The following is a 26,080-nucleotide window of genomic DNA, read 5'->3' as shown; positions in this document are numbered from 1 at the left end:
TTAGTTTTTTAAATAATCAATCTATATGAAAGTTGCAGACATAAATAATAGAACAATAATTGAGCGTAATTTTTTCAATATATTGAGATATGGTGCTTTTGGAACTCATTCTTTAATAGAGCCTATGTCTTCTTTTAAATGGAAACGACTTTTACAAATGGTAGAAGTGCAAGGTGTTGTGCCAACTTTTGTTTCTGGAATAAATAAGTATTTAAGCGAGGATAAGGTATTTTTACCAAAAGAAATAAAAACAATAATAAGCAAAAAGACGAAACAGGCATCTATTTCTCCTTCAATAAATATGCCTAAAGAAAATATAAGATTAAGTAATACCTTTCTTAATTATAGATTGCAAAATATTATCAAAAACGAGTTGCATTCCATTGATACATCTGTAGAAACTATTGATTTGCTTAAAATTATAATAGCTAATTCTAAGTCTATGCTTAATTGTGGCATGACTCTTGAAGGTATTATTAATTTAGGAAAATATCTTAGAACTCAGGGGAAAGGAGATCGTATAGATTTTGTTAAATTAGAGAAATGGCTTTCTTATATTTTTTTGCAATCAATGGCACAATTACAAGGTAATATATTAATATCTGTTTTTGATTTTGAACAAGATGAAATACCTTTTGTACGAGAGTATAAAATTAAAGCCTATAAATTAACTATGAAAAGTATTTCAGATCTTGCAAAAGACACAGCTCAAGATTGGCATTTTAGACAAAATTCTTTTGGGTTTGTTCAAAATAACAATGCCATTTTACGACGTAATTTGCGACGAAGTTTTAGATATATAAAATACTTTCCGGCTGAGACAATTAGCAATTTTATGAGTAACATTACTAAAAGTTTAAAAGAAATAGAAGAGTAGAGTTTGCTTATTTTACAATGCTTTATTAAGAACCTTTCAAAGATTAATACGCCTAAAAACTTCTTAATATATAGTTTTTCATCTTAATATTGTCATTAGAAAGTTGTATCTTTGCAGGTATGAGATTTAAAATATTCTTTTTATTAATTATGATTACATGTGTTTTCGGAAATCTGAAAGCACAGTCGTATATACAATGTGAAGATACTTGTAGACATATACATGGTATAGACATGAGCCATTACCAAGGTAGTGTATGGTGGGAAACTATTTCACAGAATAGCAATCATAAGATTAATTATGTATACCTAAAGGCAACAGAAGGCGGAACAAATATAGATAAAACTTATTTGGAAAACATAGAGTCTGCTAAAAGAGTAGGAATGAATGTTGGGTCATATCATTTTTATCGCCCAAAAATTCCTCAAGAAATACAACTTAGAAATTTTATCACCCAGTGTCGCCCACAAGATCAAGACTTAATACCTATGGTAGATGTTGAAACAACTGGTGGATTATATACTTATGAGCTGCAGGATAGTTTGCAAAAATTTCTTGTATTAATGACGAAAGCTTATGGTGTTCGTCCATTAGTGTATACTTATACTAATTTTTATAATCGCTATCTTTTAGGCTCTATAGATGGATATAAACTATTTATAGCACAATATAATGGGCGAGAGCCTGAGCTTAAAGATGGTAGAGATATATTTGCTTGGCAGTATACAGGTAAAGGACATATCGGCGGGGTTAATGGATATATTGACAAGAGTAGATTGTTAGGAAGGCATAGCATACGTGAAATTAGATATAGAAGGCGGCATTAAGTCTACAAAAACGGAGTGTAAATTTAATATTAAAGTCACCTTATGATAATTAAGTGTCCAGAATGTGGTCATCAAGTGAGCGATAAAGCGCCTATTTGCCCAAATTGTGGCGTAGAAATAGCTGGGAACATTATAAAGTGTTTTCATTGTGGAAAGCTTTATATTAAAGAAGAAAAACAATGTCCTTTTTGTCATTATGTAAGAAAAGAAAAAGATTTACAGTCTTCCGTTAACGTTAATGATAAAGAGCAGGAAGATAATATTGAGGTAAAACCAAATATAAATTTAATAGTAAATAGGCGAGAATTAGATATACAGCGAAAAAGAAGTATATCAAAAGAAGTAACAAAAATAAAAAAAACAAAGAAATATATTCATAAATCGCTTATAATAGCTATTATGATGACTATTATAACAAGTGTTATTTTGTTTTTTACATATACAAATATAAGTAAAACAGCAGATAAACAAGAATACGAGATAGCATTAAAAGAAAAAGATTCTACATTATTTAGGCAATTTCTTGGAAAATACCCAAAATCTTCTATTAAGCAAAAAGAAATAATAAATTCTTCATTCAATAAAGGAAAGTATATTGGTAATAATGAAAAATTAGAGGAGATTATTGACAATAGTACTCGCGAGGAATTATTGAAATATTTAGATGCACATCCTAAATCTCCCTATAGAACAGCAATATTATCTAAAATAGACGAAATGGATTGGCAAAAGGCTATATTATTAAATACAAAAAGTGCTTATTTACATTATATGGCTCAGCATCCTAATGGTCTTTATAAATTAGAATCTCATGAGATATTAAATAGAGATTTCGTTAAAATAATTTCGGAAGAAGAAAAGAAGAAAGCATTTTATTGTGTCAGACAATTATTAGTAGGCATCAATACCCGTAATAAAAATAAAATTAATAGTGTGGTTGAGACTAAGTTAAAGTTTCAAGGAGCAGCAGGCTCTACTTCTAAAGATATTATTAAATATATGAATGATAAGCTATATCAGGCAGATGTAAAAACAATAAATTGGCATTTAAGTGATTTTAAAAATATAATCTTTAAAGAAGGAAACGATAGTTCTGTACAGCTTAAAATACCTGCAAAACTGATTATTGACAGAAAGGGAGGAAAAGGATTGAAAAGATATTTAATAAAAGCTACGGTAAAATCGGGGAAGATAAGACAAATAAGCTGGAGTTGAACACATATAATTATCGTTAATATAGAGTATTAAACATAATAGCAATAAGAAAAAAGTAAGCATCTCACATTTATTACTTTTGTGTGATATAATTATTTCATTAATTTTGCCTAAAGAACTTACGTTTTTTAGACAAAATATTTTTCAGATTTTCTTATATTTTTAATATTATGAGATGCTTACAAAACATTTTATATAAAACATACATATATAAATAGTACTTTTACTTTTAAAAGAAAAGATTTTTATAATTTCTTTTTATACAAAAGTTTCTAAGAACTTTATGCTGCCTTCTATTTTGAGACTTTTTGTAGTAGCAGGAATAAGTATTGACTCTCCTGCAGAAAAGGATACACGTTCGCCCATATCATCTGTAATAACAGCATTGCCATTTAAACCAACAAAAATAACAAAAGAGTCTAAATCGCTATAATCAAGCGTCATGGTATCTGTAAGGTCATAAACTGATGTAGTAAAATAAGGGCAGCGTACTATTTCTACCCCTTCATTTTTTTTAGGTATATAATGAGTTTTATAATCTGGATAAACAGTATAATCTATGCACTCAGCAGCCTGTTCCGTATGTAACTCTCGCATGTTTCCAAATTTATCTACACGTTTAAAATCATAAATGCGATAAGTTATATCACTTGTTTCCTGTATTTCTGCAAGGAAGCATCCTTTACCTATAGAGTGAATACGACCAGCAGGTAGAAAGAAAACATCTCCTTCTTTAACCTTATATTCTGTTAACGCTTCGGTTATAGTATCATTTTCTACCATATCCTTATACTCTTTAGGTGTTATAGATTTAGTAAGTCCTGTACGTAAAGAAGCATATTCTTCACTCTTCATAACATACCACATCTCTGTTTTACCACGCAACTCACCTTTTTTATGTGCTTGTTCATCATTAGGATGCACTTGAATGGAAAGTTGTTCACGAGCATCAATGAATTTAACTAACAAAGGAAAATCATTAGCAAAACGTGCATAGTTATCTTTTCCTACAAGGTCTGATTTAAGAATTTTTACAAGCTCATTAAGTTTCTTACCTGCATACTCTCCATTAGCAATAATACTCTCATTGCCACGAACTCCAGACACCTCCCAGCTTTCGCCTATTCCTTTAGGAGAATTATCTATTTTCTTGAAAGGAGCAATTTTGTTTCCACCCCAAATAGTTTGCTTTAAGAGTGGTTGAAATTTTAATAATGACATTTTTATTTAGGTTTTAACTAATTAATTATCTCTATACAAATTATAATGGTAATGCAAAATTACAAAAAAATAAACTATTTGCTATATATATTATCTTCTTTTAGAAAATGAAACATTCTATATAAGTTGCATAAAATAAGAAATATTATTATTTTTGCATAAACAAATATATTTTGATTATATATATAACTTTTGTTATTTAACAATAAAAACATTTATTTTACAATAAAAATAGAAATGAATAATCAATACTGGTTGAAAAAGAAATTACATATAACTCTGTTATTAATATTAATAAGTAATACTATTCTTGCACAGTATAATTTCAAACTATCAGGTACATTTACAGATGTTAAAAATGGTACTCTAATATGCGAATATATTATTAGAGGACAAAAACAAAAAATAATTACCGAAGAAGCTCCAATAAAAGATGGAAAATTCATATTATTTGCTAAATTAGAAAATGCTTGTGCAGCTACTTTACAAGTAAAAGATAGACAGTTTTATACTTTAAGTACTATCTTTGTACCAAACGAAGAGGCGATAGTATATGGTCCTATATCTGAAGATTATAAGTTGACATGGACAGGAACTACTTTCTATAAACAATACGGAAAAGCTAAAGACTTTATACGAGTATATGAAAATGAATTTTCACAAGCTGATCAACTTATGTACAAAGGTATAAAAGCTGGTGGAAATGTTAATAAACTCCGTAAACAAAACATGGAAGCTCGTCGAGAAATAAACTATGCAAAGGGGCTTGCAACTGTAAAGTATATACGTGAACATATAAATGAAGAAGGAACTTTAGGTATCATGGCAAGTGCTAACATAGACAGTATACCTAAACTTCTGTCAATGTATCCTAAGGAAATATCTGAGGGGAGATTAAAAAAGGAAATAGCACTTGGATTGGAATATTATAATATTTTTGTAAAAGAACGTAATGCTGCTTATTATACTAAGAATCGTATAGAAATGAGCCGACCTGCATTAGAATTTAATTTGAAAGGTCTTAATGGTAATCTTGTAACACTTAATCAATATAAAGGTAAATTTCTAATAATAGATTTTTGGGGTTCATGGTGTACTTGGTGCATAAAAGGGTTCTCAAAGCTAAAAGCTTTTTATGCACAACATAAAGATCAGGTAGAAATTATAGGAGTGGCATGTAAAGATGATGATAAACAGTGGCGTCAAGCAATTATAAAATATGCACTTCCTTGGCAACATGTACGAAGTGAAGATGGAATAGCAGAGCAAATATATAAGGTATATGGCTACCCATATAAAGTTATAATAGATAAAAATGGAACTGTTATAAAATCTTTTGCAGGTAACGACAAAGAGTTTTATACTTATATGGATAGATTATTAAAGAAATGAAATTACAAAATTAAAACGATAAGGAGTTTTTATATATCATATAAGCAATAATATATTTTATGTTTTTAGGGTAGAGCACATACTAATAATATAAAAAAAATAGGTAAATATCTGCAATGTGCAGTATTTACCTATTTATATGAAAATATTTTATTTATTTGATATCATCGTATGCCCTAAGAGCTTCTTTAAAACGATTATTAACATCTTCGAAAGAATATAGTCCATCTGCATTTTGACTAATTCCTTTTAGTTTTAAAGAGAAAACTTGTGGAGCATGTTGTAAGTCTAATAGAGACATTTTTTGTAGTTGGTCTGTACTTTGATAAACTATATTTACTGCAATATACGCCTTTCCTGTAGCATCTACCCACTTTTCAAAAACTAGTTTAGAACCTATAGGAGTCTTTTTTTCAATAGAATTAGGCAAACTATATTCTTCTACGCCAAGGGCTGCATTAACACTGGCTATGTTTGAATCGTGTCCACAAAGGAAGGTAAACTTCCTTCCTACAGAGTTTAGCTCATCAAACATATATTGTAATAAAGGATGTGCAACATTTGCAGCTACAATAGGTGCAGTGAAAAGAACATCTCCATAAACATCTTTAATCTTTGCAATCTTGGTCCAGTCTTCACGACTTATTTTATGCCCAAAAGCAGCTTTCATAGCATCTGGCTCTTCATAATATTGAAGAATAAAGGCATCACTTGCAGAATTAGCATTTTTTAAAGATCCTTTCATACCAGGCTCTTTATTTAAATCAAGTGTAATCTTTGTATCATCATAAGTGAAATCTTTTATTTCACCTTTTTTATAATACTCACTCTGTTTCATATCTAACACCTTTGCAATTAGGGCATAACTTTCTTTTAATTGTTTGTTAATGCCAACTAATCCCTCTTTACCTCCCATAGCATTGATTTGTTTCATAGCTTGCATACGGAAAGCATCACTAGTTTTTGTTAGGCGTGGATTAAAAATTGGATCCATTTTTGAAGGTACAAAGCGGTGATTTACGCTTAAGTTAGCTACAGGCATAAAGCCACTTGAGAAATATTGAGCTGTAGCTATACAACGTTGCATAGAGTTAGCATATAGATTAACCTCATCAATGGTAGGTACATGATTCTCTTTAAATAGACCTGTTTCTACTGTCCATTTGCGGAAAAACTGTCCCATTTCTGTTTCTAAAACACCACCTCTAAGAGTTAATTCACTTGCTGCAGATGTCCAATTAGTCCACTGATGTGGAGTCATTTTACTAAGTGTTGAGCCGTTAGTAGATAATGGTGAACGAATATTATGGCGAGAAAGTATTACTACTTCTTTTAATTGGTACCTACTCTTAAAGTCTTGTGTGCGCTGTAACTGTGCTAAAGATATTGATGGGCAAAGTAAAGAAAGCGCAAGTAAAAGTAAAAAGGAATTTAGTTTTTTCATTTTTCTTTAATTTGTTATTTGTTGTATTAAAGGAGTCTATATTTTCTATTAGACTCCTTTTTACATAGATAAATATTAGATCTTAGAATTTGAACTGCAATCTAGTTTCAAGTATAGAGAATGTGTTATCTTTAAAGGCATCATTGTCTGTAGCACGAGTAATAGAGCCACGTACACGCCAAATCATATATTTATTAATGTAATAGTTGAATGTAAGTGAATAATCATTAACTTTACCTCCACGAATATTTGCTTTATTGTCTGTTAAGGTAGAATAATTGTATCCTGCAACTAATTCCATAGAACCAGGATCAGGAGTAGCAATACCTGCATCAGATTTTGTATATGTATAACCATTACCTTTAACAAGGAAGCGGAGGTTAGTGTATGCACCATAGGCATGATAGTTTGGCATTTCTTTATCACGTGTAATGTTTACATAGAAATACTGTCCTTCAACACCAAAATTGCCATAAGCTGCTGTAAATTCTGGAGATATCTTCCATAAATTCTTAGCATTGCCGATAGTGGCTTTTTGTACTTCTACATTAGCAATACGAGTTGGGAATGATGCTTTAAGAGTATAACTTTTGTGATTTAATTTTTCGTCAGAATTGTAACGAGGAGTTTCAAAAGCACCACTGACTCCTACATGAAATAATTTGCCTCTTTGGGTAAAAGGACGATAGACAAAACGAGTCATAACACCCCATGCTTCATTTCCTATTTTATCGGTAGAATTTTTCATAGCATCATTTTCTGCAAATAGAGAAGCTGTTGCATGTATTTTATCACCAGAATGTACAAACATAGCACCAAGCAAACGACTATTAAAGAAAGCTTGATTAGCTTCAGGCTCTTCCATAGATATTTTGAAACTTGAAGAAGTAGCACTCTGAAGACCAAACTGATGAACAAAATAACCTGCACGAACTAGGTTCTCTTTATTGAAATTATAATCAATGTTGATATCTTTCAAAGAGAGCTTTTGACGTGCATAGCCGATATCTACTTTAGCTTTCCATTTGCCATATCTAGCACTAAAACCTACACGAGCATCAGGAATAGCTGCACCATTGTTTAGTTTTTTGTTTAACTCTTCATTGTTATTTTTCATTATACCTGCATCTATAAGAATACGACCAGAAACTTTCGTTTCTAATTTCGATTCTTTTTGAGCAAAAGTACTTGTACTAACGAGCAATCCACAGATTGCAATTGCAATATTTCTTTTCATATCTTAGATAAATATGTTGATTAATAATACTTTAAGTTTTATTTTTAATTCGAAGCTTTAAAAGTACTTTTAGTAACTTTTCCTTCTTTTACTAATTTTGCAAATTCTTTTTTAGCCTTTGCCATTTGAGCTTGAAAAGCAGGATTAGCATGCAGGCGAGCTACCACTGCAGCACTTACTATACGAGCAGCATCTACATCGCTTTGCCAGTGATATCCACAAATAACACGACTTTGTCCCATCTCATATCCACGTTTTAGAATTTCGTTTTGACGATCTACATTTATTTCTGAAAGTACAAGAGCTGTAGCCCAACCTATAGCAGTATGTCCAGAAGGATAGGAACCATTAGTAGAAAGTTCCTGCTGCTGTTCTGGGTTGCAGGTCATTTCTTTATAAAAAGCAAAAGGACGAATGCGCATATAATGATTTTTAGCTCCACGTGTAGCAAGGTCGCCAGCATCTTCGCGTATATTTAAAACAAGTTTATAAATTTCAGGTGTTGTTTCTTTGCTAATATTTACACCAAAGGCTTCTGAAAAAGCCTGTGGAACACCATCACCACCCACACGAGCATCTTTTACAGCCTGATCGCCTCGTGGAGTATCACGTTGCATTTTTCCCCATTGGTATTGTGCTTCATCATAAAGAAACTGAACACTGCCTTGTTTTGGAGGAGCTGGAAGAAGATCTAAAGAGCTTGCTTGCTGTCCATCTTGAAGAAAATACAAATCAGGTCTTGTTCTAACATCTTTAATCTTAGAAGAGTTTTGTGCAAATGTTGTTACTGAAAAAAATGTCAGTACGCTAACAAAAAGAGTTTTGTTTACCATAAGTTTTAATTTTAATAGATTTTTAAAAATGTTTTTATGTGTTGCAAAGATAGTATAAGAGAATAAAAAAAATAGTTGCATTTGGTTATTTTTAAAAAATAATAAATTGCAACTATCTTAAAGTGCTTATTATCAGTGCTTATTTATTCTGCTATTTTTATTATATAATAAACTAAAGTATATGGATTAGTATCACAATAGGTTTTAAGAGATGTAATATTTTCTTTTATTTTGCTATGGTATATTCTGCTTATTACCGGATTTAAGTTGCCAAGAACACCTATCATTCCTGGTAGTAAGGTACGTTTTACTTTAGGGTTAGCTAAAAGAAGTAATAAGACCTTTATCTGTTGATTGTTATGACCATTGAAATGAAGAATATTTTCTATTACTTCTTTATCAGTTTTTAAAAAACTTTCATAAAGCAGAATGATGTTTGAAGCTATTCTACTTGTAATATCACGTGTAGCTGTACATATGTTGTTAATTTGGCAGTGGTCAAACCGTCGTAGTCTTTGACTTTCATTCTCTTTCATTATGATATTATACTTATAAGTATATTCTTGCATAAGGTTTTGTAGTCTTATAAGTAAATTTATTTGCGTAAAATGATTATCTATATTACAAAGAGAGCGTAAAATGGTTATTCGGTCTTGTATTGTAACTTTTTTTTGGATATTCTCTAATTCGGCTATTAGAGTATCTATAACAAAAGGATAAACTTTTACGGTTTGCAGTTTTTGTTTTGTGTTGTTTATGTATTTTAGAATTTCATTCAAGGCTTTATCAGAAAAGATCTGCTCATATTCTTTTTTTATAATAGTAAAATCGTTATAAATTTCTGATAGAGGTTTACGATGGCTATTCTCTTCTATTTTATCTAACATTGTAGACATATTTTCATTTATACCATGTAAGGTAAGAATGCCTTCTGAAGAAATGCGAAGCATTTGAACATGTTCTACTAAATTGTGTACATTACATAGCCATTTTTCATTGCGATTACTTTGATAGATGATCAAATCGATATTATTTGAATTTTTAGCTTTTTCAGAATCGTTAATAAGTTGTTTCTGCTCTTGAAAATCTGTATTACGGATTTGCTCTATTTGTCTATCAATAACTTTTATCATTTGTAAAGCAGCATCACGATTTATATGCATTATACGTTCAGAAATATGTTTTATCTGCTCATTAGTTTTTGTTATATTTTTTCTATTAGTTTTTATTAGTTTTATACTATTATTTATATCTGTAATAGCATCTTTACCATTTTGTTCGAGATAGGCAAGCATAGTATTTAAGCTCTTTGACCGTTGTTGTAGGTCATTTATTCGTATTTGTAATTGTTTTTTCTGCAAACTATGGTATTTATATATTGAAAGTAAATATACTAAGATAATAAATATTAGGGCAGGTATTATAATTAGAAACAATAGTATGCTATTAACTTTATTATCAAAACTAATCCACTCTAATTTATTTTCTTTATAGGGGGATAAAATAGCCATTCCAATATTAGAGCCAAGGTAAAGCTTTTTTTTGCTTACAAAGCATGCAAGTGGATTAAAGCGAATATCTGCATATAACAGTCCACAGTCTTTAATCTTTTTATTTTTAATGATATATTTATGTATTCCTGCTTCAGGTATTGTATATATAATACTGTCATTTATGCTAAAAAGTCGTTTATTACCATTAACTTCTATGGAGTCTATCCCAAGATATAGTAGCTTATGATTAGTTAAAAAAAGAACATTTCGCTCATAACTATTATTTACTAGTAAGTCATGTATGAAGGGATATTTTCCAGTGCCTTTAACAGGGAACACCTTTCCTCCAGAAAGGCAAAAAATGCCGTCATTTAGAGTTGATATATATAGATCTTCACTATATAGAACATGAGATATTGATGTTATATATTTATTGTTCAATTGTTTAAGGGTATCAATTTTACAAGTTTTAGAATCTATGCTCAGTAGGAAATCTTGAATACCGAGAAGAATTTTTTTATTTTTTGGCAAAACGGTCATAGATGTAATATGTGTATTAGTATGGTAAAGAAGCCGTGGGTGTACTAAAAGATAATTATATAAGTAAGAATCAGTGATATTGACATAGTATAGATTATTATTATTACAGTAATAAATAGTATTTCCAATAGCACAAAATGATGTAATGTTATTATCTTGAGGGAACTCATATATTTTATAAGCTGCCCCAGTACCAGCTTTTTGAAAAAACAATTCATTATAATCGTTAACGTAATAAAAATCTTTCCCATTGTAAAAAGCTGATAGTATAGGTGTATTACTATTAAGTACACCTAAATGGTGAGGAATTCTCCATACAGCATTATTAGTTATCATCAATGAGAAACCATTACCATTATTTGGTAGGATAAAATTATGTGATGTGTTAGGAATGTTATAATATAATGGTATAGAAACAAACCTTTTTAGGTCATCAGAAAGATGAATGGAAGAAGGAGATATGAAATAGTAAACTTTCCCTATTTTGTAAAAAGCCAAAGCTGTGTTAGGGAGTGATATTTCTTTAATAAGTTTTCCTTCAAGAGTTTCTATAATCATTTGTCGATCAAGGAGAATGTATAATTTCCCATTATTTATGGATAAATAGTTAATATTGTGCCCTTTATGCCTAAAATAAATCTTTTTATTTTGTAAATTATAAAATATTAGCCCTTCATGAGTAGCTGCAAATAAATATTTTCCTTTACTAATACATAGTTGGGTAATAGGGAAAGGCATACCTTTATTTTTTATATTGTGCTTGTTTAGAGGGTATATAGGTATCATTTGTGAGTTATCATGATTTTTTAAATCTATTTTATAAAGACCTTGTGAAGTAGCAGCAAAGATGTTGCTATCAGATATTTCAATATCGTAAGGAGAATAGCGATTCCCTTTATTCTTGATAGTGTATGTCTTCTTATGAGCAAGTGTATTATTCTCTATCTTATAAAGCTGTATCCCTGCATTTCGTGATGCTATCCATAATTTAGAAGAGTCTTGGATATCACGTGCTATATCATAGATGCGGTCTAGTCCTGTATTATATTTTTTATTATTTTGTTTTTCAATGTGATATATTATTCCTGTTTCGCTTCCTATCCAATAACCATTATTGTCAGACGATAAGGAAGAAAGCTGTTCATTACAGAGGTATTCCATATCGAAGAGCAAATTAGCAGTTTCTTTATTATCGCAAGATGTAAATAAGAATATGTTAGATAGGCATATAAAAATACATATATAATAGTAAGGATGTTTTTTTAACATATAATATCTCATGGTTATTTTATTGTTAGTGGCATGCTTTTATTTCAGACTATTTCGTCTGATAAATATCACTTTGTCATATAGAGAAGTATCATATTTTTCTAATACCATTGTACGCTTTGTGAAAAGCTGCTATGCTTGTCGTATTTTAAAGCATCGGTAAGAGTGGAAGCATTGGCACGGAAGGTAAAATTATAAGAAGTGTAAGGAGCTAGTACTACAGAGGCACTCATATTGAAGCAGTGAAGATCGCGTGAGAGGCTGGCAGTAGTCATGCTCAATTTATGATTATCAAAATCATATCCTGAAGAGAAATTAATATTCCATCCATCACTAATACGTATGTTACCACTAAAATTAAGTGTTTGTGAAAATCTATATGCGTATCGCATCTTATCGTAAAGGAATTTTCCACCTATATCTTCACGCATAGTGATACCATATCCAAAGGTTAAAGACCATGGCATGTTAAAGGTCATATAACCATCTTCATCAGTTGCAGCAATATTGCCTTCTTGTTTTTTTGCTTTATATTTGCCTTTTTCTAATTTATCATCGATATTACTATCAATATCTGTTTCTGTTTTTCTACGATCGCTATTGTCATCTTCATCTTTGCTTTTTCGCTCATCGTGACTAAACAGTTTCTTAATTTTATCAGGATTGATTGTATATGAGATATTTTGCGAGAAACCTTGGAAACGTGGCATACGACCGAATGATATTTCGGTATTATTGCTTTGATGTATAGCACCATTTTTATCTACTTCCCAAGCATAAGTAGCAAATTGAGCATTCATGGAGAATGTGTAGCTTTTAGAAAGTTTGAGACGTATACGGGTAGACAAATCGGACCATGGATGTATCTTTGCTGCGGCATTATATGACATGGAAAGTCCCAGTTCGTCAATGAGGCTAATTTTTTTATATCCTGTAGAGTCTTTCTCACTTCGTAGCTTCATTTCAATATTATTACTAATATCCCATGATAACATTTCAGACTTAGTATTACCAGGAACTCCATAAAGCTCATTTTGATATGGTGAATATTCAATAAAACTTACATTACCATCAGCATCTGTTTTTTGATAGCTATCCCAATAACCATATTTGCGTGCTCCAAAATTAGGTGAGTAAGAGAAAGATATATTTGGTGTTATTACATGACGAATAGCCATTATTTTAGATCCAAATATTTTTTTATTTGGGACATAAAAACCATATAATTTTGTAGTCATTCCTACGCTAAGACTCCAGTTATAGATGTTATGAAAGCCATAAGTAGTATCTGCAATTTCCTTTCTTAAAGAGTTATCCCATGAGCGTGTAACTTTATTGGTATACATGCGATCGGTAAACTGAAAGGACGGAGTTATATTAATGTAGTTAAAAAGGCTGAAGTTGCCTTGTATAGGAATGGTATGTTGAAAAGCATTTTTCCAATCTTTTATAATATTAGAATGTAAAAGGTTATTTTCTTTAGTGTTTATAGAATTAGAGAGTTGCCCTGTATAACTCATAGAGATTTTCTCATACCATCGTTCTTTTCCCACAGCATGTTTACGCTTAAAAGGATAAAATCGAGATATAGACAAGTTTACATCAGGCAAAGTAAGAGCTATGGTAGAATCGATCATGTTTTGTGAAAGATTGGCAGTGGTATTTAATGTTAATCCTATGCTTGAAAATCTTGTATTATAGCTGATAGATGATGTTCGTGTACTTTGTGTAAGTGCCTGCGGATTGTACATACTATAAAGATTGTTACGTTCGTATGATGAAGAGGCAAAGTTTACACTTGCAGATAGAGAGTTAAAAGGATTTGCTTTTGAGTCCTGACGATGATTCCATTGTAGCTTGAAACTTTCTTGCCGAGAGTAGTCAGGAAAGCCCTTATCTCCCAATCTTGTGTCTTGGTAGCTAAAGAGGAACGAACCTGAATATCTATACCTCTTGCGATAGTTAGAAGCAGCACTTATACCCCATGACCCTTGAGTATATATCTCGCCTAAGAGTTTTAAATCCCATTTATCATTGATGGCAAAATAATATCCTATATCACGTAGATAGAACCCGCGCGTATATTCTTCACCATAGCTGGGCATAATAAGTCCCGAAGAGTATTTTTTCGAAAACGGAAAGAAACCGTATGGTATTGCTAAAGGAAGTGGCACGTCAGCTACTACAAGGTATGCAGGGCCGAAGACAACATCTTTTCCTGGACGGACTTTAGCACGAGAAAGTGCGATGTAGAAATCTGGGTGGGGTTTGTCGCAAGTTGTATAACGACCATGTTGCAGATAAACTATACCTGTAGAGTCGCGCTTGCCCGTTTCTCCGCTTAAATATCCTTCTTCTTGATGTGTATAAATATCTTTTATTATTCCTTTCTTCGATTTAAAATTGAAGGCCATTGTGTCTGTTTTATACTCATCATTTCCCATGTTAAAGATAGGCTTGCCTTTTATTCCTTCTTTAGAAGTAGAATCTATACTACCAGTAGCACGTACAAGTGAGTTGTTTAAATCCATAGAGATTTTATCACTTTGTAATTTCATGTTTTCATAGTCTACTTTTGAGTTGCCATAAAGATGAGCTATTCCTGTATTGGTATTGTATACTATAGAGTCATCTGCGGTATAGTAAACAGGGGCATCTATAGTTTTTGAACGTAATCGCATAATACTATCGGCACGAATAGAGTCGTCTACAGCTTTGTTATGTAGGTAAATGGAATACTGCAAAGAGTCCATTTTTATTGTATCTATTTTTGGATCTTCTTTCTTTGTTGATGATATATTATTATTTATACTTGTTTTAGGGTATAAAATACTATCTATGGGTACAATAATAGGTTTTGTCGTTTTAGAGATATTTCTAAGCGACAAAGGCATGTTTATTTTTGCCATTGCTATGGCTATGGTAAAAATAAACAGAGTTATAATAGTCTTATTCCTCATGATCTTTAGCATGCAAATTTACATAAATCCTATTGAAAAATGAGGACGTTTCGCTGTTTTTAACGTTTTAAGATTTATTAAAGGATTATTATGTATAGAAAAAGATTGCATTTTTATATTGAATATTATTGCTGTCTGGTAAAACTCCAAAAAGTATAAATATCTTCCCTGAAGCCCCGTAAAAAAGGACTTCTGAGATAAATCTTTCAAAAATAAAATCCCTAATTGAAAAGACTTAGTTCTGGTGGTGCTTTTTGCATCTCCTTTGCAAGGAAATTATTTCATGTTTTTCTCGAGATTTTCCATGAATGCAATAAAATCGATGTAGTACATGAGCATAATTAGTGCCATGGTAATAATCTGCGAGAAAGCACAATGCCTCTTGATGCTTCTTGACAGGACTGTTATCAGCAAATTCTCAATCAAGACCACATATATCTGTATTTGTATAGCATTGGCGCTATACCCATAGAAGAGAAATGAAGTGAGAAGTTCTGTTTAAGCTATTTGTACAACGACTCAATAGCACTATCTTAGTATAATAATATCTCTTAGAGATTTTTAAATATATAATGGGCATTTGAAGTCAAATGCCCATTATACTTAAAATGTTCTTTTAATAAGCGAATAAAGGATACTTCTTCATGGTTTCATTTACTTTAGAACGAACATTTGTTATTGTTTGTTCATTTTCTGGATCAGAAAGTACTTTATCAATAAGTTCTGCTATAAGTACCATTAAGTCTTCTTTAGCACCACGAGTAGTAATAGCAGCAGTGCCAAGACGTATACCAGATGTTTGGAAAGCTGACCTTGTGTCGAAAGGCACCATGTTTTTATTAACTGTTATGTCAGCAGCAACAAGTGCATTCTCTGCGACCTTACCAGTAAGATCAGGATATTTAGTGCGGAGGTCAAGTAACATAGAATGATTATCAGTACCTCCGGAAACTATTCCATATCCACGCTTAATAAGCTCTTCTGCTAAGATAGCTGCATTTTTCTTTACCTGTAGAGCATAATTTTTCCAATTAGGTTCAAGAATTTCACCAAAGGCAACAGCCTTGGCTGCAATAACGTGCTCTAAAGGACCACCTTGATTACCTGGGAAGACGGCGGAGTCTAATAATTGAGACATCTTTTTTACTACACCTTTAGGAGTGGTGTACCCCCATGGGTTATCAAAGTCTTTCCCCATCATAATAACTCCTCCACGTGGTCCACGAAGGGTTTTATGTGTAGTAGTAGTAACAATGTGGGCATATTTAACAGGATTTTCAAGCAAGCCAGCAGCTATTAAGCCAGCAGGGTGAGCCATATCAACCATAAAGATAGCCCCTATCTCATTAGCCACTTTGCGAATACGTGCATAATCCCACTCTCTACTATAAGCAGAAGCTCCTGCTATTATCAGCTTAGGCTTATGTTTATAAGCAAGAAGCTCAAGATTATCATAATCTACACGTCCAGTATCCTTATTAAGCTGATAACCTATATGGTGATAAAGGATTCCTGAGTTATTTACAGGACTACCATGAGAGAGATGTCCTCCATGATTAAGGTCTAGACCCATAAAGCAGTCTCCTGGTTTTAAAACAGCTAAAAGAACAGCTTGATTAGCCTGAGCCCCAGAGTGAGGCTGTACATTTGCCCAACATGCACCGAACACTTTTTTAACACGTTCTATACAAAGTGTTTCAACTTCATCTACTACCTGACAGCCACCATAATAACGTTTTCCAGGATACCCTTCTGCGTATTTGTTTGTAAGACATGAACCCATAGCAGCCATTACTTCATCACTAACAAAATTTTCTGATGCGATAAGCTCAATACCTTTTAATTGGCGTTGATGTTCTTTTTCGATAAGATTAAAAATAGTAGTATCTTTTCTCATAAGTTATATAAAATGTTTAGATAAAAGCCATATATATAAAGGTTAACCTTAAACGGCTTTTATAGTTATAGATCTGCTGCAAATATACGAAAACTACTTTAAGTAAATACATACTTTTTGAAATAAAAAAATGAAATTTTATAGTTTTTTATACAAATTGATATTATCTTTGTGGAAGAAAAATGAATATAGATGAATAATTCTCTTAATATAGCTGTTGTCGGTGGTGGAGCCGCAGGCTTTTTTACTGCAATAACAGCTAAAAAAAACTTTCCAGAAGCTAATGTAACTATATTTGAGAAATGTAATAAGGTATTAGCAAAGGTAAAGGTTACTGGAGGGGGGCGTTGCAATCTTACTAATACTTTTATTCATGTTACAGACATGAAACAAGTATATCCACGAGGAAGTAAGATGATGAAGCACCTTTTCAAGTTGTTTGACAACAAAGCTTGTATGCATTGGTTTAGCAAACATGGCGTTCCTCTTATTATACAAGAGGATCAGCGAGTTTTTCCTAAAACTCAAGATTCTCGTACTATAATGGAAGTACTTTTAAAAGAAGCAAATAGATTAGGGATAAAAGTCATTGTAAGTAAACAAATAGTATCGTTAAAACAGAATAATGATGGATTATTTTGTCTTACATTTGTTGATCGTTCAGAGATTTTTTTTAATAGAGTAGCCATTACTACAGGTGGTGCTACAATATCACACCAGTTAGATTACCTAAAGATGTTGGGACATACTATTGAAAAGCCTATTCCGTCTCTTTTTTCTTTTAAAATAGAGGAAGAAAGATTCTTAAAACTTAAGGGTACTGTGGTTCCTCAGGTGGTGGTAAGCATACAAGGTAAAAAACTACATGCGGTGGGAGATTTGCTTATTACACATTGGGGAGTAAGTGGTCCTGTTATTTTAAAACTTTCGTCTTATGCTGCTAGGTTTTTAGAAGAAAATCATTATAAAGCACAAATAGCCATTAGTTGGGTAGGAGATAGGTCTCGCAAGGAAGTAGAAGCTACAATACATAAAATAATTAAAGATAATCTAAAAAAACAGTTAAATAGTATTCGCCCCTTTAATCTTACTTCTAAACTATGGTTATATATTATTAATAAAGTAGGGTTGGATCAAGTAAGGTTGTGGAGTGAATTAGGTAAGAAAGGTTTTAATAGGATAGTAGAAGTGTTATCTAACGATGTTTATACTATTATAAATAGAGGTACATATAAAGATGAATTTGTTACTTGTGGTGGTATAAGTTTAAAGTCGATAAATCAAAACACACTTGAGAGCAAGAGTTGTCCAGGTCTTTTTTTTGCAGGTGAAATCCTTGATGTAGATGGTGTTACAGGAGGATTTAATTTACAAGCAGCTTGGACAATGGGATATACTGTAGGGCAGTATATAGGAATAAAAAATAATAAATAATAAATAATAATTACTTTGTATTAATGTGATAGTATGAATATATTTAAAGAATTAAGAAGAAAGAACCACCCACGAGTATTGGGAGCTATTGATATTTTTAAGTACATTGGTCCTGGTCTGCTTGTAACAGTAGGATTTATAGATCCTGGTAATTGGGCTAGTAACTTTGCAGCAGGCTCTGATTTTGGTTACACTTTATTATGGGTAGTAACACTATCTACTATAATGCTCATTATTTTACAACATAATGTAGCCCATTTAGGTATTGTAACAGGTTTATGTTTAAGTGAGGCAGCAGTGAAATATTCACCAAAATGGTTGGGAAAGCCTATTGTGGTAAGTGCTTTTTTTGCGAGTATATCTACTTCTTTAGCAGAAATCTTAGGTGGTGCAATAGCTTTACAAATGCTTTTTGGTATAAGTATTCCTAATGGGGCATTGTTAACTACAATAGCAGTACTTATAATGCTTTTTACTAATAGTTATAAGCGTATGGAAAAGGCTATTATAGGCTTTGTATCAATGATAGGTTTATCTTTTTTATATGAGCTTTTTTTAGTAGACATACCTTGGCCAGAAGCTCTTAAAGGTGCGTTCTTACCTTCCGTTCCTCAGGGTTCTCTTATGATAATAATGAGTGTGTTAGGTGCTGTTGTAATGCCTCATAACTTGTTTTTACATTCAGAGATAGTACAGAGTCGTGAAATTAATATAAAAGGTGATGAGCGCATAGAACGTATGTTGAAATATGAGTTTTGCGATACTTTGTTTTCGATGATAGTGGGCTGGGCTATTAATTCTGCAATGATACTACTTGCAGCTAGTACTTTTTACACTCATGGTAGTCATATTAATGAGTTGGCACAAGCACAAGCACTTCTCACACCATTACTTGGTAATAATGCTGCAAATATTTTTGCTATAGCCTTGTTATTAGCAGGTGTATCAAGTACTATAACCAGTGGTATGGCAGGAGGTAGTATCTTTTCAGGATTATTTAGTGAACCATATAATGTAAAAGATATACATTCTATAATAGGTGTTTTACTTTCGTTAGGTATTGCTTTATTAATGATTTTCTTTATAGGTAATCCTTTTAAAGGACTGATAATATCACAGATGATTTTATCTATTCAGTTACCTTTTACAATGTTTTTACAGGTAAGTCTAACTTCTTCTAAGCATGTAATGGGAAAATATGTAAATGAAAAAAGTACTACTATATTATTATATTTTTTAGCAACACTTGTATCTGCTTTAAATATTTGGTTGCTAATAGAAGCTATATAACGAAAAAAATTAGTAAGTTTGCATCACAATTAATAACTAAAATTATGAAGAAAATATTTACTATTCTTTTGTTTGGACTAATTCTTCAGACAAATGTATTTGCCTCTAAAGTGCAACGACCAAAATTAGTGATAGGATTAGTAGTAGATCAAATGAGATGGGATTACCTTTATTACTATTACACCGACTATTGTAATAATGGCTTAAGACGATTATTAGATAATGGGTATAGCTTTGCAAACACACAGATAAGCTATTCTCCTGCAGTTACAGCAGTAGGGCATTCTTCTATATTTACCGGAACAGTACCTGCTATTCATGGTATAGCTGGTAATTACTTTTGGCAAAAAGACAAATTAGTATATTGCTGTGAAGATGACAATGTACAAGGTGTTGGTAGTACAGGTAAAGAAGGAAAGATGAGTCCTCAACGAATGCTAACCACCACTATAGGAGATGAGCTTCGTGTTTCTACTGATTTTCGTTCACGTGTTTTTGGTGTATCACTAAAAGATCGTGCAGCAATTTTACCAGCAGGACATTCTGCCAACGCTGCCTTTTGGTGGGGAACAAAAGCTGGGCATTTTATTTCATCTACTTATTACATGGGAAAATTACCAGAATGGCTTATAGCCTTTAATGCTACACATAGTAAGCCTTCAGGTTATGATATAAAGACATCTACAGAAGGGGTAACAATGACCTTTGATATGGCTAAAGCAGTTATTAATAATTATAGGTTAGGTAGTAATGGGGCTACAGATATGTTAACGATTAGTGTTTCTTCTACTGATGCGATAGGACACAAATATTCTACACGAGGTAAAGAAAATAAGCAGGTTTATATGCAATTAGATAAAGATATTGCCGATTTTCTTACCTATTTAGATAAGAACATAGGGAGTGGTAATTATCTTATCTTTTTAACAGCCGATCATGGAGCAGCTCATAATTTTAATTATCTGCGAGAAAATAAGATACCAGCAGGTGGTTGGGATTGGGAAACATCAACTAAAAAACTTAACACACATCTTAAAACTAAGTTTGGTGTTGCACCTGTAATGGGGGAAGATAATTATCAGTTCTTTTTAAATGACTCTATAATAGCAAAAGCTGGATTGAAAAAAGAAGATGTTATAGATGAGTCGGTAGAGTTTTTAAAGCATGATTCACTTATTATGTATGCTTTTGATTATAATAAGTTGGCACAGATTACTATGCCTACAGTTTTGAAAGAGCGTTTGGTTAATGGTTATTTCCGCGATCGCTCTGGTGAGATAGGTATTGTAACTCGTCCTCAGGTGTTTGGAGCTAAAGATGTACCATCTTATCGAGGTACACAGCATGGACAACCTTTCCCTTATGATACTCATATACCATTCCTTCTTTATGGATATAATATACCACAAGGAGAGGACACTGAAGTTATAGGTATAGAAGATATAGCACCTACAATTTGTGCTTTACTTCATATACAAATGCCTGATGGATGTTTAGGTAAACCACGAACATTAAAACATCAAAAAGCGATAAAATAAGCATGCATATTGCAATAGCAGGAAATATAGGAAGTGGGAAGACTACTCTTACAAAGATGTTAGCCAAAAAGTATAATTGGTTGCCTCGTTTTGAGTCAGTGGATTATAATCCTTATCTTGAAGATTATTATAAAGATCTTAAAAGATGGTCATTCCCTATGGAAATTTTCTTTCTTAAAGAGCGTTTTAAGGACTTATTAGAGATAAGTAAGTGTGATAAGCATGTAGTACAAGATCGCTCTATATATGAAGGTGTATATGTTTTTACTGCAAACAATTATGCTATGGGAAATCTAGATGATAGAGATTTTGAAACATATATGGAACTATTTAAAGATTTAACAGATGTAGTAAAAATACCAGATCTAATGATTTATCTACGCTCATCAGTGAGCCATCTCGTGGCAAATATAGAGAAGCGTGGCAGAAGTTATGAACAAAAAATGCCTTTGGGATATCTTGAGAATATAAATAAACGTTATGATGACTTTATAATGAAAAAATATAAGGGTAAGGTTTTAGTTATAGATGCTGATAAGTTAGATTATCAGCATAATCCAAAAGACTTTGGAGTGATTACAGATAAAATAGACAGAGAGCTTTTTGGCTTGTTTTAAAAAGTGATTGATATTAAATCAAATATATATAAATGCATATAGCTATCGCAGGAAATATTGGTGCAGGAAAGACAACACTCACCAAGATGCTCGCAAAACGTTATGGTTGGAAAGCTCATTTTGAGCCAGTAGATAATAATCCTTATCTTGAAGATTATTATAAAGATATGAAACGCTGGGCTTTTAATCTTCAAATATACTTTCTGAACAAACGTTTTTGTGATGTCGTAGAAATATCTAAGAGCAATGATACTATTGTTCAGGATCGCACAATATTTGAAGATGCTCGCATCTTTGCACCTAATCTTCATGAGATGGGGCTTATGAGTGATCGTGACTTCAATAATTACTCACATCTTTTCGATTTGATGATGTCTTTAGTGAAGATACCAGATTTACTTATTTATATACGCTGTTCCATTCCTCGCTTAATTGACCATATTCAGCAACGAGGGCGTGAATATGAGCAAGCTATGCGTATAGATTATCTAAAGGGATTAAACAGGCGTTATGAAGATTGGATAAAAGATTATAAAGGGCATTTAATTATAGTAGATGGTGATACAACAGACTTTCAGGATAATCCAAAGGATTTTAAGCGTATTACAGATATGATAGACGATCGCCTTTTTGGATTATTTCCAATAGATGATAAGTAAATATTATTATATGGCATAAATATGATTAATAGAATATTAATTAGTTATTATTTATAGGACTATTAAAATATTAAGTTATTTTCGTTTCTTTTGTGTATTAAATAAGTGAGGGCATGTAGGATATATCTTTATACTACTTGCCTTTCACTTTTATATAAGTATTTAAAGAAAGTATATTTTTTTTGTTAGATAGAAATATAATAAAGTTATCTCTAAGCTATCTTTAGTTTTTTTTACTTTCCTCATACTTATATACTATTGTTTTTGTGTAAATTTGCACAACAAGTAGGAATTATAAATATATAATTCTTTTATTATGCTTTAAAGATTGTATTATAAATGAAAGTTTTCAGATTATCTTATGCCAGTTTATTTCCTTTGATTAAGCAGGCAAAGCATCTGTGGGTATCTTACTTTTGGACTGTTCCAGACAGCCTTTGGGCTTTAAAGGTAACTGTGGCTATAGCTATAATGATTATTCCATGCTGCCTATTAGGCGACCCTTTTATCGGTTGTACATTAGGGTTAGGATCTGTAGGAGCTGCTCTTGCTGAAAGCGATGATCACCCTCGTGGTAGGCGATATAGTTTGGTTATAACTATTATAAGTTTTGTTGTTATGAGTACAAGCGTAGAGCTTCTTCATAATTATCCATGGGTCTATGGTCCAACTATGGCTATTACTACGTTTATTCTTATTCTTTTAGGAGGATTAGGCTCACGTTTTCAAGGTGTTACTTTTGGAGCATTACTTGTAGGGGTATATGCTATGTTAGGTTTAGGTTTTCGTCCTTGGTATTATCAACCTATTCTTTTACCACTTGGTGGATTAATGTATGGTAGTATATCTTTACTACTTTTATCTTTTCGTCCCTATCGTTTACTTAAAGAGCAACTTACTTCAGGATATTCAAGTCTTGGCGAATATTTATTATTAAAAGCCTCTCTTTTCCCATGTACAAAGTATGATTATAAGTATATGCAGCCACGTTTGGCAAGTAAAAATATAGCTGTAGGCGAAGGAGTAGATAAGTTTAAGAATGTGCTTTATAATTTTCTTAATGTTTTGGAGGGAAAGTCTTTAGACGGTGTTTCACCTTATTATAGACAGTGGATTATCCTTCAGCAGCTTCACGAACGTGCTACTTCTACTCATCAGCGTTATGATGTTTTGAGTAAACGTTGTAAGAATGTTCTACTTTTAGAAGGTTTTGGGCAATATATGAAAGTACAAGCACAGACTATAAAGCGTTTTGGGTCTAACGTGTTATTAGATAAAAACTTTGTTTTACCAACCTCATTGAGTTGGACACATGACATGGTTAAGATGCAATTAGAGCAGAGCAAGAGTGATCCTGAATATAATTCTCTATCACTACTTTATAACAACTTAGAACATATACAGTCTTTACTTATTTCTTTACAAGATACATCTATTGGTTATAAGATTCCACTTGACGACTTACAGTATAAACCAGCCCCATTTATAGAAAGGTTGCGCTCATTGTTTAGTATAGACAATTTACGTTTCCGCCATGCTTTACGTTTATCGTTATGTATGCTTTTAGGTTATATTTTAATGGAAATATTCCATTTAGAGAAAGGGGTATGGATTATTCTTACTACAGTTTTTGTATGCCAGCGCGACTATGTTGCCACTCGTAGACGTCTTCCTGAACGCATTTTTGGGACTTTTTTTGGGGTATTGTTAGGTGCGGTCTTTGCCAAACTTTTACCTTCTATTGAGGGACAAATTTTAGTTACATTAGGTTCTATCTTTACTTTTTTTTATTGGGTAAGAAAGCGATATACTATAGCAGTAATATTTATATCTACATTTGTCATAGGCTCTTTTAATCTGCAAGGTGGTTATCAGATAAGTTTGGCAGGGTATAGGTTGTTATATACTTTAATAGGATCTGTAATTTCTTTTATAAGTGTTCGCTTTTTATGGCCTGACTGGCAGTATAGACATATACCACAATATCTTGATGAGGCTCTCACGAAAACAGGTAGATATTTTTATACTATATATGCAACAAATGTGCAAGGTACAGTATATTACCATAATCGTCGTGCTGCACATTATGCTGATAATGCGCTTGCTATGGCATGGCAAGGAATGGGTGTAGAACCTAAAAAGAAGCGATTATTACAACAAAAGGCATATATTTTAACCTATCTTCACCATTCCTTATTATCATATGTATCGGCTTTAGGTGCCCATTATTATGACAAACAATTACCACAAGAAGATATAGATATATGTAAGCATATAACTGCTGTTATCGAGCAAGTAAGGAATAATTTACATACACCTGCTAATATACATACAGCTGCTTTACAGTTTTCTGAAGCTAAGAAATGGAACGTATTATTAAAACAACGTGCAAAGCAAACTAATCAGCAAAATCTTACTATTCTTTATAATATTTCTCGTACCGTTACTGATTTACTAAAGGAAAGTTTAGATGCTGATGTTAGATTAAATAAAGTATAGCAAAAGCAGCTAAAAAATATTTTGAGAGATAATAATATGTTATATTTTCTCTTTATATTTACAAAGACGTCATCTTAACATAAGATATAACGTTTTTAATGCTTTGCTTTTTTATAAATATTATTCATAATCATCTACAACAGAATTAATCATGTCCATCATAGGTTTTCCTACTTTACATATATTTGCAAGCTGGTCTTCCCAATTAGGTTGTAAGAAGAAGTCGTCAGTTAGTTTTAGCCAACAGCAATAATCTTTCATGCGAAGATATTTTATGTATTGATAGTCTTTTGGGAAGCCCTTAGGACATGTTTTTAAAAAATCTAAACCAAATCCTTTATCAGAAGCTGTGTTTTTCCCGTCCCATTTTCCTTCTCCTACCTTACCAAAAGTAGAAACAAAATTGTTATTTTCTACATTTTTCAGCCATTCTTCAATATTCACAATAATCTCATTACGACAAGATGTTAGTATGTTTGTAGGTAGATAATAACAGCCTACAGCAATGATATTGTTACCTGGTTGGAGGTGAAAATAGTAACCTCCACGTAGAGATTTTCGTCCTTTTGCGCAGATATATGCTCCTAAATGGCGTTTATAAGGACTTTTATCTGGTGAAAATCTTATATCTCTATAAAAACGATACGTGCAATCTTTAGGAACAAGGTGAGCTATTTCTAAATCAAATTTTGATATAGCAGTGATAAGTTTGAAAACACTTTGCTCAAAATCGGCTCTTACTATGTCGTATTCTGTTTTGTGTTCTTGGAACCATTCTCTATTATTATTAATATTAATACCATTGAGGAATGTCTGTATTCTTTTAATATCCATAGGA

18 protein-coding genes are annotated in these 26,080 nt (G+C 32.0%); 10 read left to right on the top strand and 8 right to left on the bottom strand.

Annotated elements, in window-relative coordinates:
* The first annotated feature begins 25 nt into the window (after positions 1 to 25).
* The 3 genes from HMPREF9018_RS04425 (at position 26) to HMPREF9018_RS04415 (ending at position 2,919) form a co-directional block, all read left to right on the top strand.
* Positions 26 to 877, top strand: coding sequence for a hypothetical protein (locus HMPREF9018_RS04425; protein ID WP_008448748.1), 852 nt, complete (start codon positions 26 to 28; stop codon positions 875 to 877).
* A 119-nt stretch (positions 878 to 996) separates the two neighbouring features.
* The gene (locus tag HMPREF9018_RS04420; protein ID WP_039864383.1) at positions 997 to 1,704 is read left to right on the top strand and encodes a glycoside hydrolase family 25 protein; all 708 of its coding nucleotides are present in this window, start codon (positions 997 to 999) and stop codon (positions 1,702 to 1,704) included.
* Positions 1,705 to 1,746: 42 nt separating this feature from the next.
* Complete coding sequence (locus tag HMPREF9018_RS04415) at positions 1,747 to 2,919, top strand: zinc ribbon domain-containing protein (protein ID WP_008448851.1); 1,173 nt, start codon at positions 1,747 to 1,749, stop codon at positions 2,917 to 2,919.
* 258 nt (positions 2,920 to 3,177) lie between these two features.
* On the opposite strand, the gene HMPREF9018_RS04410 is transcribed toward HMPREF9018_RS04415, so the two are convergent.
* A complete protein-coding gene (locus HMPREF9018_RS04410; RefSeq protein ID WP_008448776.1) occupies positions 3,178 to 4,140 on the bottom strand; it encodes a type I phosphomannose isomerase catalytic subunit in 963 nt (320 codons plus the stop codon).
* Positions 4,141 to 4,377: 237 nt separating this feature from the next.
* Between HMPREF9018_RS04410 and HMPREF9018_RS04405 the strand changes: the two genes are divergently transcribed.
* Positions 4,378 to 5,532, top strand: coding sequence for a TlpA family protein disulfide reductase (locus tag HMPREF9018_RS04405; protein ID WP_008448841.1), 1,155 nt, complete (start codon positions 4,378 to 4,380; stop codon positions 5,530 to 5,532).
* 154 nt (positions 5,533 to 5,686) lie between these two features.
* Here HMPREF9018_RS04405 and HMPREF9018_RS04400 read toward each other — a convergent pair whose 3' ends face one another.
* The 6 genes from HMPREF9018_RS04400 to glyA all read right to left on the bottom strand — a co-directional run bounded on the left by HMPREF9018_RS04400 (position 5,687) and on the right by glyA (position 17,205).
* The gene (locus HMPREF9018_RS04400; RefSeq protein WP_008448734.1) at positions 5,687 to 6,976 is read right to left on the bottom strand and encodes a histidine-type phosphatase; all 1,290 of its coding nucleotides are present in this window, start codon (positions 6,974 to 6,976) and stop codon (positions 5,687 to 5,689) included.
* An 82-nt stretch (positions 6,977 to 7,058) separates the two neighbouring features.
* Entirely contained in the window at positions 7,059 to 8,213 is a 1,155-nt protein-coding gene (locus HMPREF9018_RS04395) for an OprO/OprP family phosphate-selective porin (protein WP_008448872.1), read from the bottom strand.
* A gap of 44 nt (positions 8,214 to 8,257) precedes the next feature.
* Positions 8,258 to 9,046, bottom strand: a complete 789-nt coding sequence (locus HMPREF9018_RS04390; protein WP_036854058.1) for an acid phosphatase — start codon at positions 9,044 to 9,046, stop codon at positions 8,258 to 8,260.
* Positions 9,047 to 9,189: 143 nt separating this feature from the next.
* Complete coding sequence (locus HMPREF9018_RS04385) at positions 9,190 to 12,240, bottom strand: coiled-coil domain-containing protein (RefSeq protein ID WP_039864379.1); 3,051 nt, start codon at positions 12,238 to 12,240, stop codon at positions 9,190 to 9,192.
* Positions 12,241 to 12,449: 209 nt separating this feature from the next.
* Entirely contained in the window at positions 12,450 to 15,308 is a 2,859-nt protein-coding gene (locus HMPREF9018_RS04380) for a putative LPS assembly protein LptD (RefSeq protein ID WP_008448783.1), read from the bottom strand.
* 616 nt (positions 15,309 to 15,924) lie between these two features.
* A complete protein-coding gene (glyA, locus tag HMPREF9018_RS04375) occupies positions 15,925 to 17,205 on the bottom strand; it encodes a serine hydroxymethyltransferase (protein ID WP_008448764.1) in 1,281 nt (426 codons plus the stop codon).
* A gap of 192 nt (positions 17,206 to 17,397) precedes the next feature.
* On the opposite strand from glyA, the gene HMPREF9018_RS04370 reads away from it, so the two are divergent.
* From HMPREF9018_RS04370 to HMPREF9018_RS04345, 6 genes are all read left to right on the top strand, one after another.
* Positions 17,398 to 18,639: a BaiN/RdsA family NAD(P)/FAD-dependent oxidoreductase gene (locus HMPREF9018_RS04370; protein ID WP_008448780.1), complete on the top strand. Its 1,242-nt coding sequence runs from the start codon at positions 17,398 to 17,400 to the stop codon at positions 18,637 to 18,639.
* Positions 18,640 to 18,672: 33 nt separating this feature from the next.
* Positions 18,673 to 19,929 carry an Nramp family divalent metal transporter gene (locus tag HMPREF9018_RS04365; protein WP_008448695.1) on the top strand — a complete coding sequence of 419 codons (1,257 nt, stop codon included), beginning with the start codon at positions 18,673 to 18,675 and terminating at the stop codon, positions 19,927 to 19,929.
* A 44-nt stretch (positions 19,930 to 19,973) separates the two neighbouring features.
* Positions 19,974 to 21,467, top strand: coding sequence for an alkaline phosphatase family protein (locus tag HMPREF9018_RS04360; RefSeq protein ID WP_008448878.1), 1,494 nt, complete (start codon positions 19,974 to 19,976; stop codon positions 21,465 to 21,467).
* A 2-nt stretch (positions 21,468 to 21,469) separates the two neighbouring features.
* Positions 21,470 to 22,084: a deoxynucleoside kinase gene (locus HMPREF9018_RS04355; protein WP_008448626.1), complete on the top strand. Its 615-nt coding sequence runs from the start codon at positions 21,470 to 21,472 to the stop codon at positions 22,082 to 22,084.
* 32 nt (positions 22,085 to 22,116) lie between these two features.
* Positions 22,117 to 22,743, top strand: a complete 627-nt coding sequence (locus HMPREF9018_RS04350; RefSeq protein WP_008448844.1) for a deoxynucleoside kinase — start codon at positions 22,117 to 22,119, stop codon at positions 22,741 to 22,743.
* 339 nt (positions 22,744 to 23,082) lie between these two features.
* Positions 23,083 to 25,242: an FUSC family membrane protein gene (locus tag HMPREF9018_RS04345; protein WP_008448866.1), complete on the top strand. Its 2,160-nt coding sequence runs from the start codon at positions 23,083 to 23,085 to the stop codon at positions 25,240 to 25,242.
* 120 nt (positions 25,243 to 25,362) lie between these two features.
* Here HMPREF9018_RS04345 and HMPREF9018_RS04340 read toward each other — a convergent pair whose 3' ends face one another.
* Complete coding sequence (locus tag HMPREF9018_RS04340) at positions 25,363 to 26,076, bottom strand: DUF2461 domain-containing protein (RefSeq protein ID WP_008448683.1); 714 nt, start codon at positions 26,074 to 26,076, stop codon at positions 25,363 to 25,365.
* Positions 26,077 to 26,080: the final 4 nt, after the last annotated feature.

Origin of the sequence: Prevotella amnii CRIS 21A-A (assembly GCF_000177355.1) — a bacterium.
Classification (GTDB): domain Bacteria; phylum Bacteroidota; class Bacteroidia; order Bacteroidales; family Bacteroidaceae; genus Prevotella; species Prevotella amnii.
Note: the sequence above shows the minus strand (reverse complement) of the source record. Positions and strands in the feature narration are given on the sequence as shown.

Excerpts from the sequence above, each read along its gene's own strand:
- HMPREF9018_RS04415 (WP_008448851.1), top strand. The coding sequence starts at position 1,747 with ATGATAATTAAGTGTCCAGAATGTGGTCATCAAGTGAGCGATAAAGCG.
- HMPREF9018_RS04345 (WP_008448866.1), top strand. The coding sequence starts at position 23,083 with ATGAAAGTTTTCAGATTATCTTATGCCAGTTTATTTCCTTTGATTAAG.
- HMPREF9018_RS04420 (WP_039864383.1), top strand. The coding sequence starts at position 997 with ATGAGATTTAAAATATTCTTTTTATTAATTATGATTACATGTGTTTTC.
- HMPREF9018_RS04400 (WP_008448734.1), bottom strand. The coding sequence starts at position 6,976 with ATGAAAAAACTAAATTCCTTTTTACTTTTACTTGCGCTTTCTTTACTT.
- HMPREF9018_RS04350 (WP_008448844.1), top strand. The coding sequence starts at position 22,117 with ATGCATATAGCTATCGCAGGAAATATTGGTGCAGGAAAGACAACACTC.
- HMPREF9018_RS04370 (WP_008448780.1), top strand. The coding sequence starts at position 17,398 with ATGAATAATTCTCTTAATATAGCTGTTGTCGGTGGTGGAGCCGCAGGC.
- HMPREF9018_RS04405 (WP_008448841.1), top strand. The coding sequence starts at position 4,378 with ATGAATAATCAATACTGGTTGAAAAAGAAATTACATATAACTCTGTTA.
- HMPREF9018_RS04380 (WP_008448783.1), bottom strand. The coding sequence starts at position 15,308 with ATGAGGAATAAGACTATTATAACTCTGTTTATTTTTACCATAGCCATA.
- HMPREF9018_RS04360 (WP_008448878.1), top strand. The coding sequence starts at position 19,974 with ATGAAGAAAATATTTACTATTCTTTTGTTTGGACTAATTCTTCAGACA.
- HMPREF9018_RS04340 (WP_008448683.1), bottom strand. The coding sequence starts at position 26,076 with ATGGATATTAAAAGAATACAGACATTCCTCAATGGTATTAATATTAAT.
- HMPREF9018_RS04365 (WP_008448695.1), top strand. The coding sequence starts at position 18,673 with ATGAATATATTTAAAGAATTAAGAAGAAAGAACCACCCACGAGTATTG.
- HMPREF9018_RS04390 (WP_036854058.1), bottom strand. The coding sequence starts at position 9,046 with ATGGTAAACAAAACTCTTTTTGTTAGCGTACTGACATTTTTTTCAGTA.
- HMPREF9018_RS04355 (WP_008448626.1), top strand. The coding sequence starts at position 21,470 with ATGCATATTGCAATAGCAGGAAATATAGGAAGTGGGAAGACTACTCTT.
- HMPREF9018_RS04410 (WP_008448776.1), bottom strand. The coding sequence starts at position 4,140 with ATGTCATTATTAAAATTTCAACCACTCTTAAAGCAAACTATTTGGGGT.
- HMPREF9018_RS04385 (WP_039864379.1), bottom strand. The coding sequence starts at position 12,240 with ATGGAATACCTCTGTAATGAACAGCTTTCTTCCTTATCGTCTGACAAT.
- HMPREF9018_RS04395 (WP_008448872.1), bottom strand. The coding sequence starts at position 8,213 with ATGAAAAGAAATATTGCAATTGCAATCTGTGGATTGCTCGTTAGTACA.
- HMPREF9018_RS04425 (WP_008448748.1), top strand. The coding sequence starts at position 26 with ATGAAAGTTGCAGACATAAATAATAGAACAATAATTGAGCGTAATTTT.
- glyA (WP_008448764.1), bottom strand. The coding sequence starts at position 17,205 with ATGAGAAAAGATACTACTATTTTTAATCTTATCGAAAAAGAACATCAA.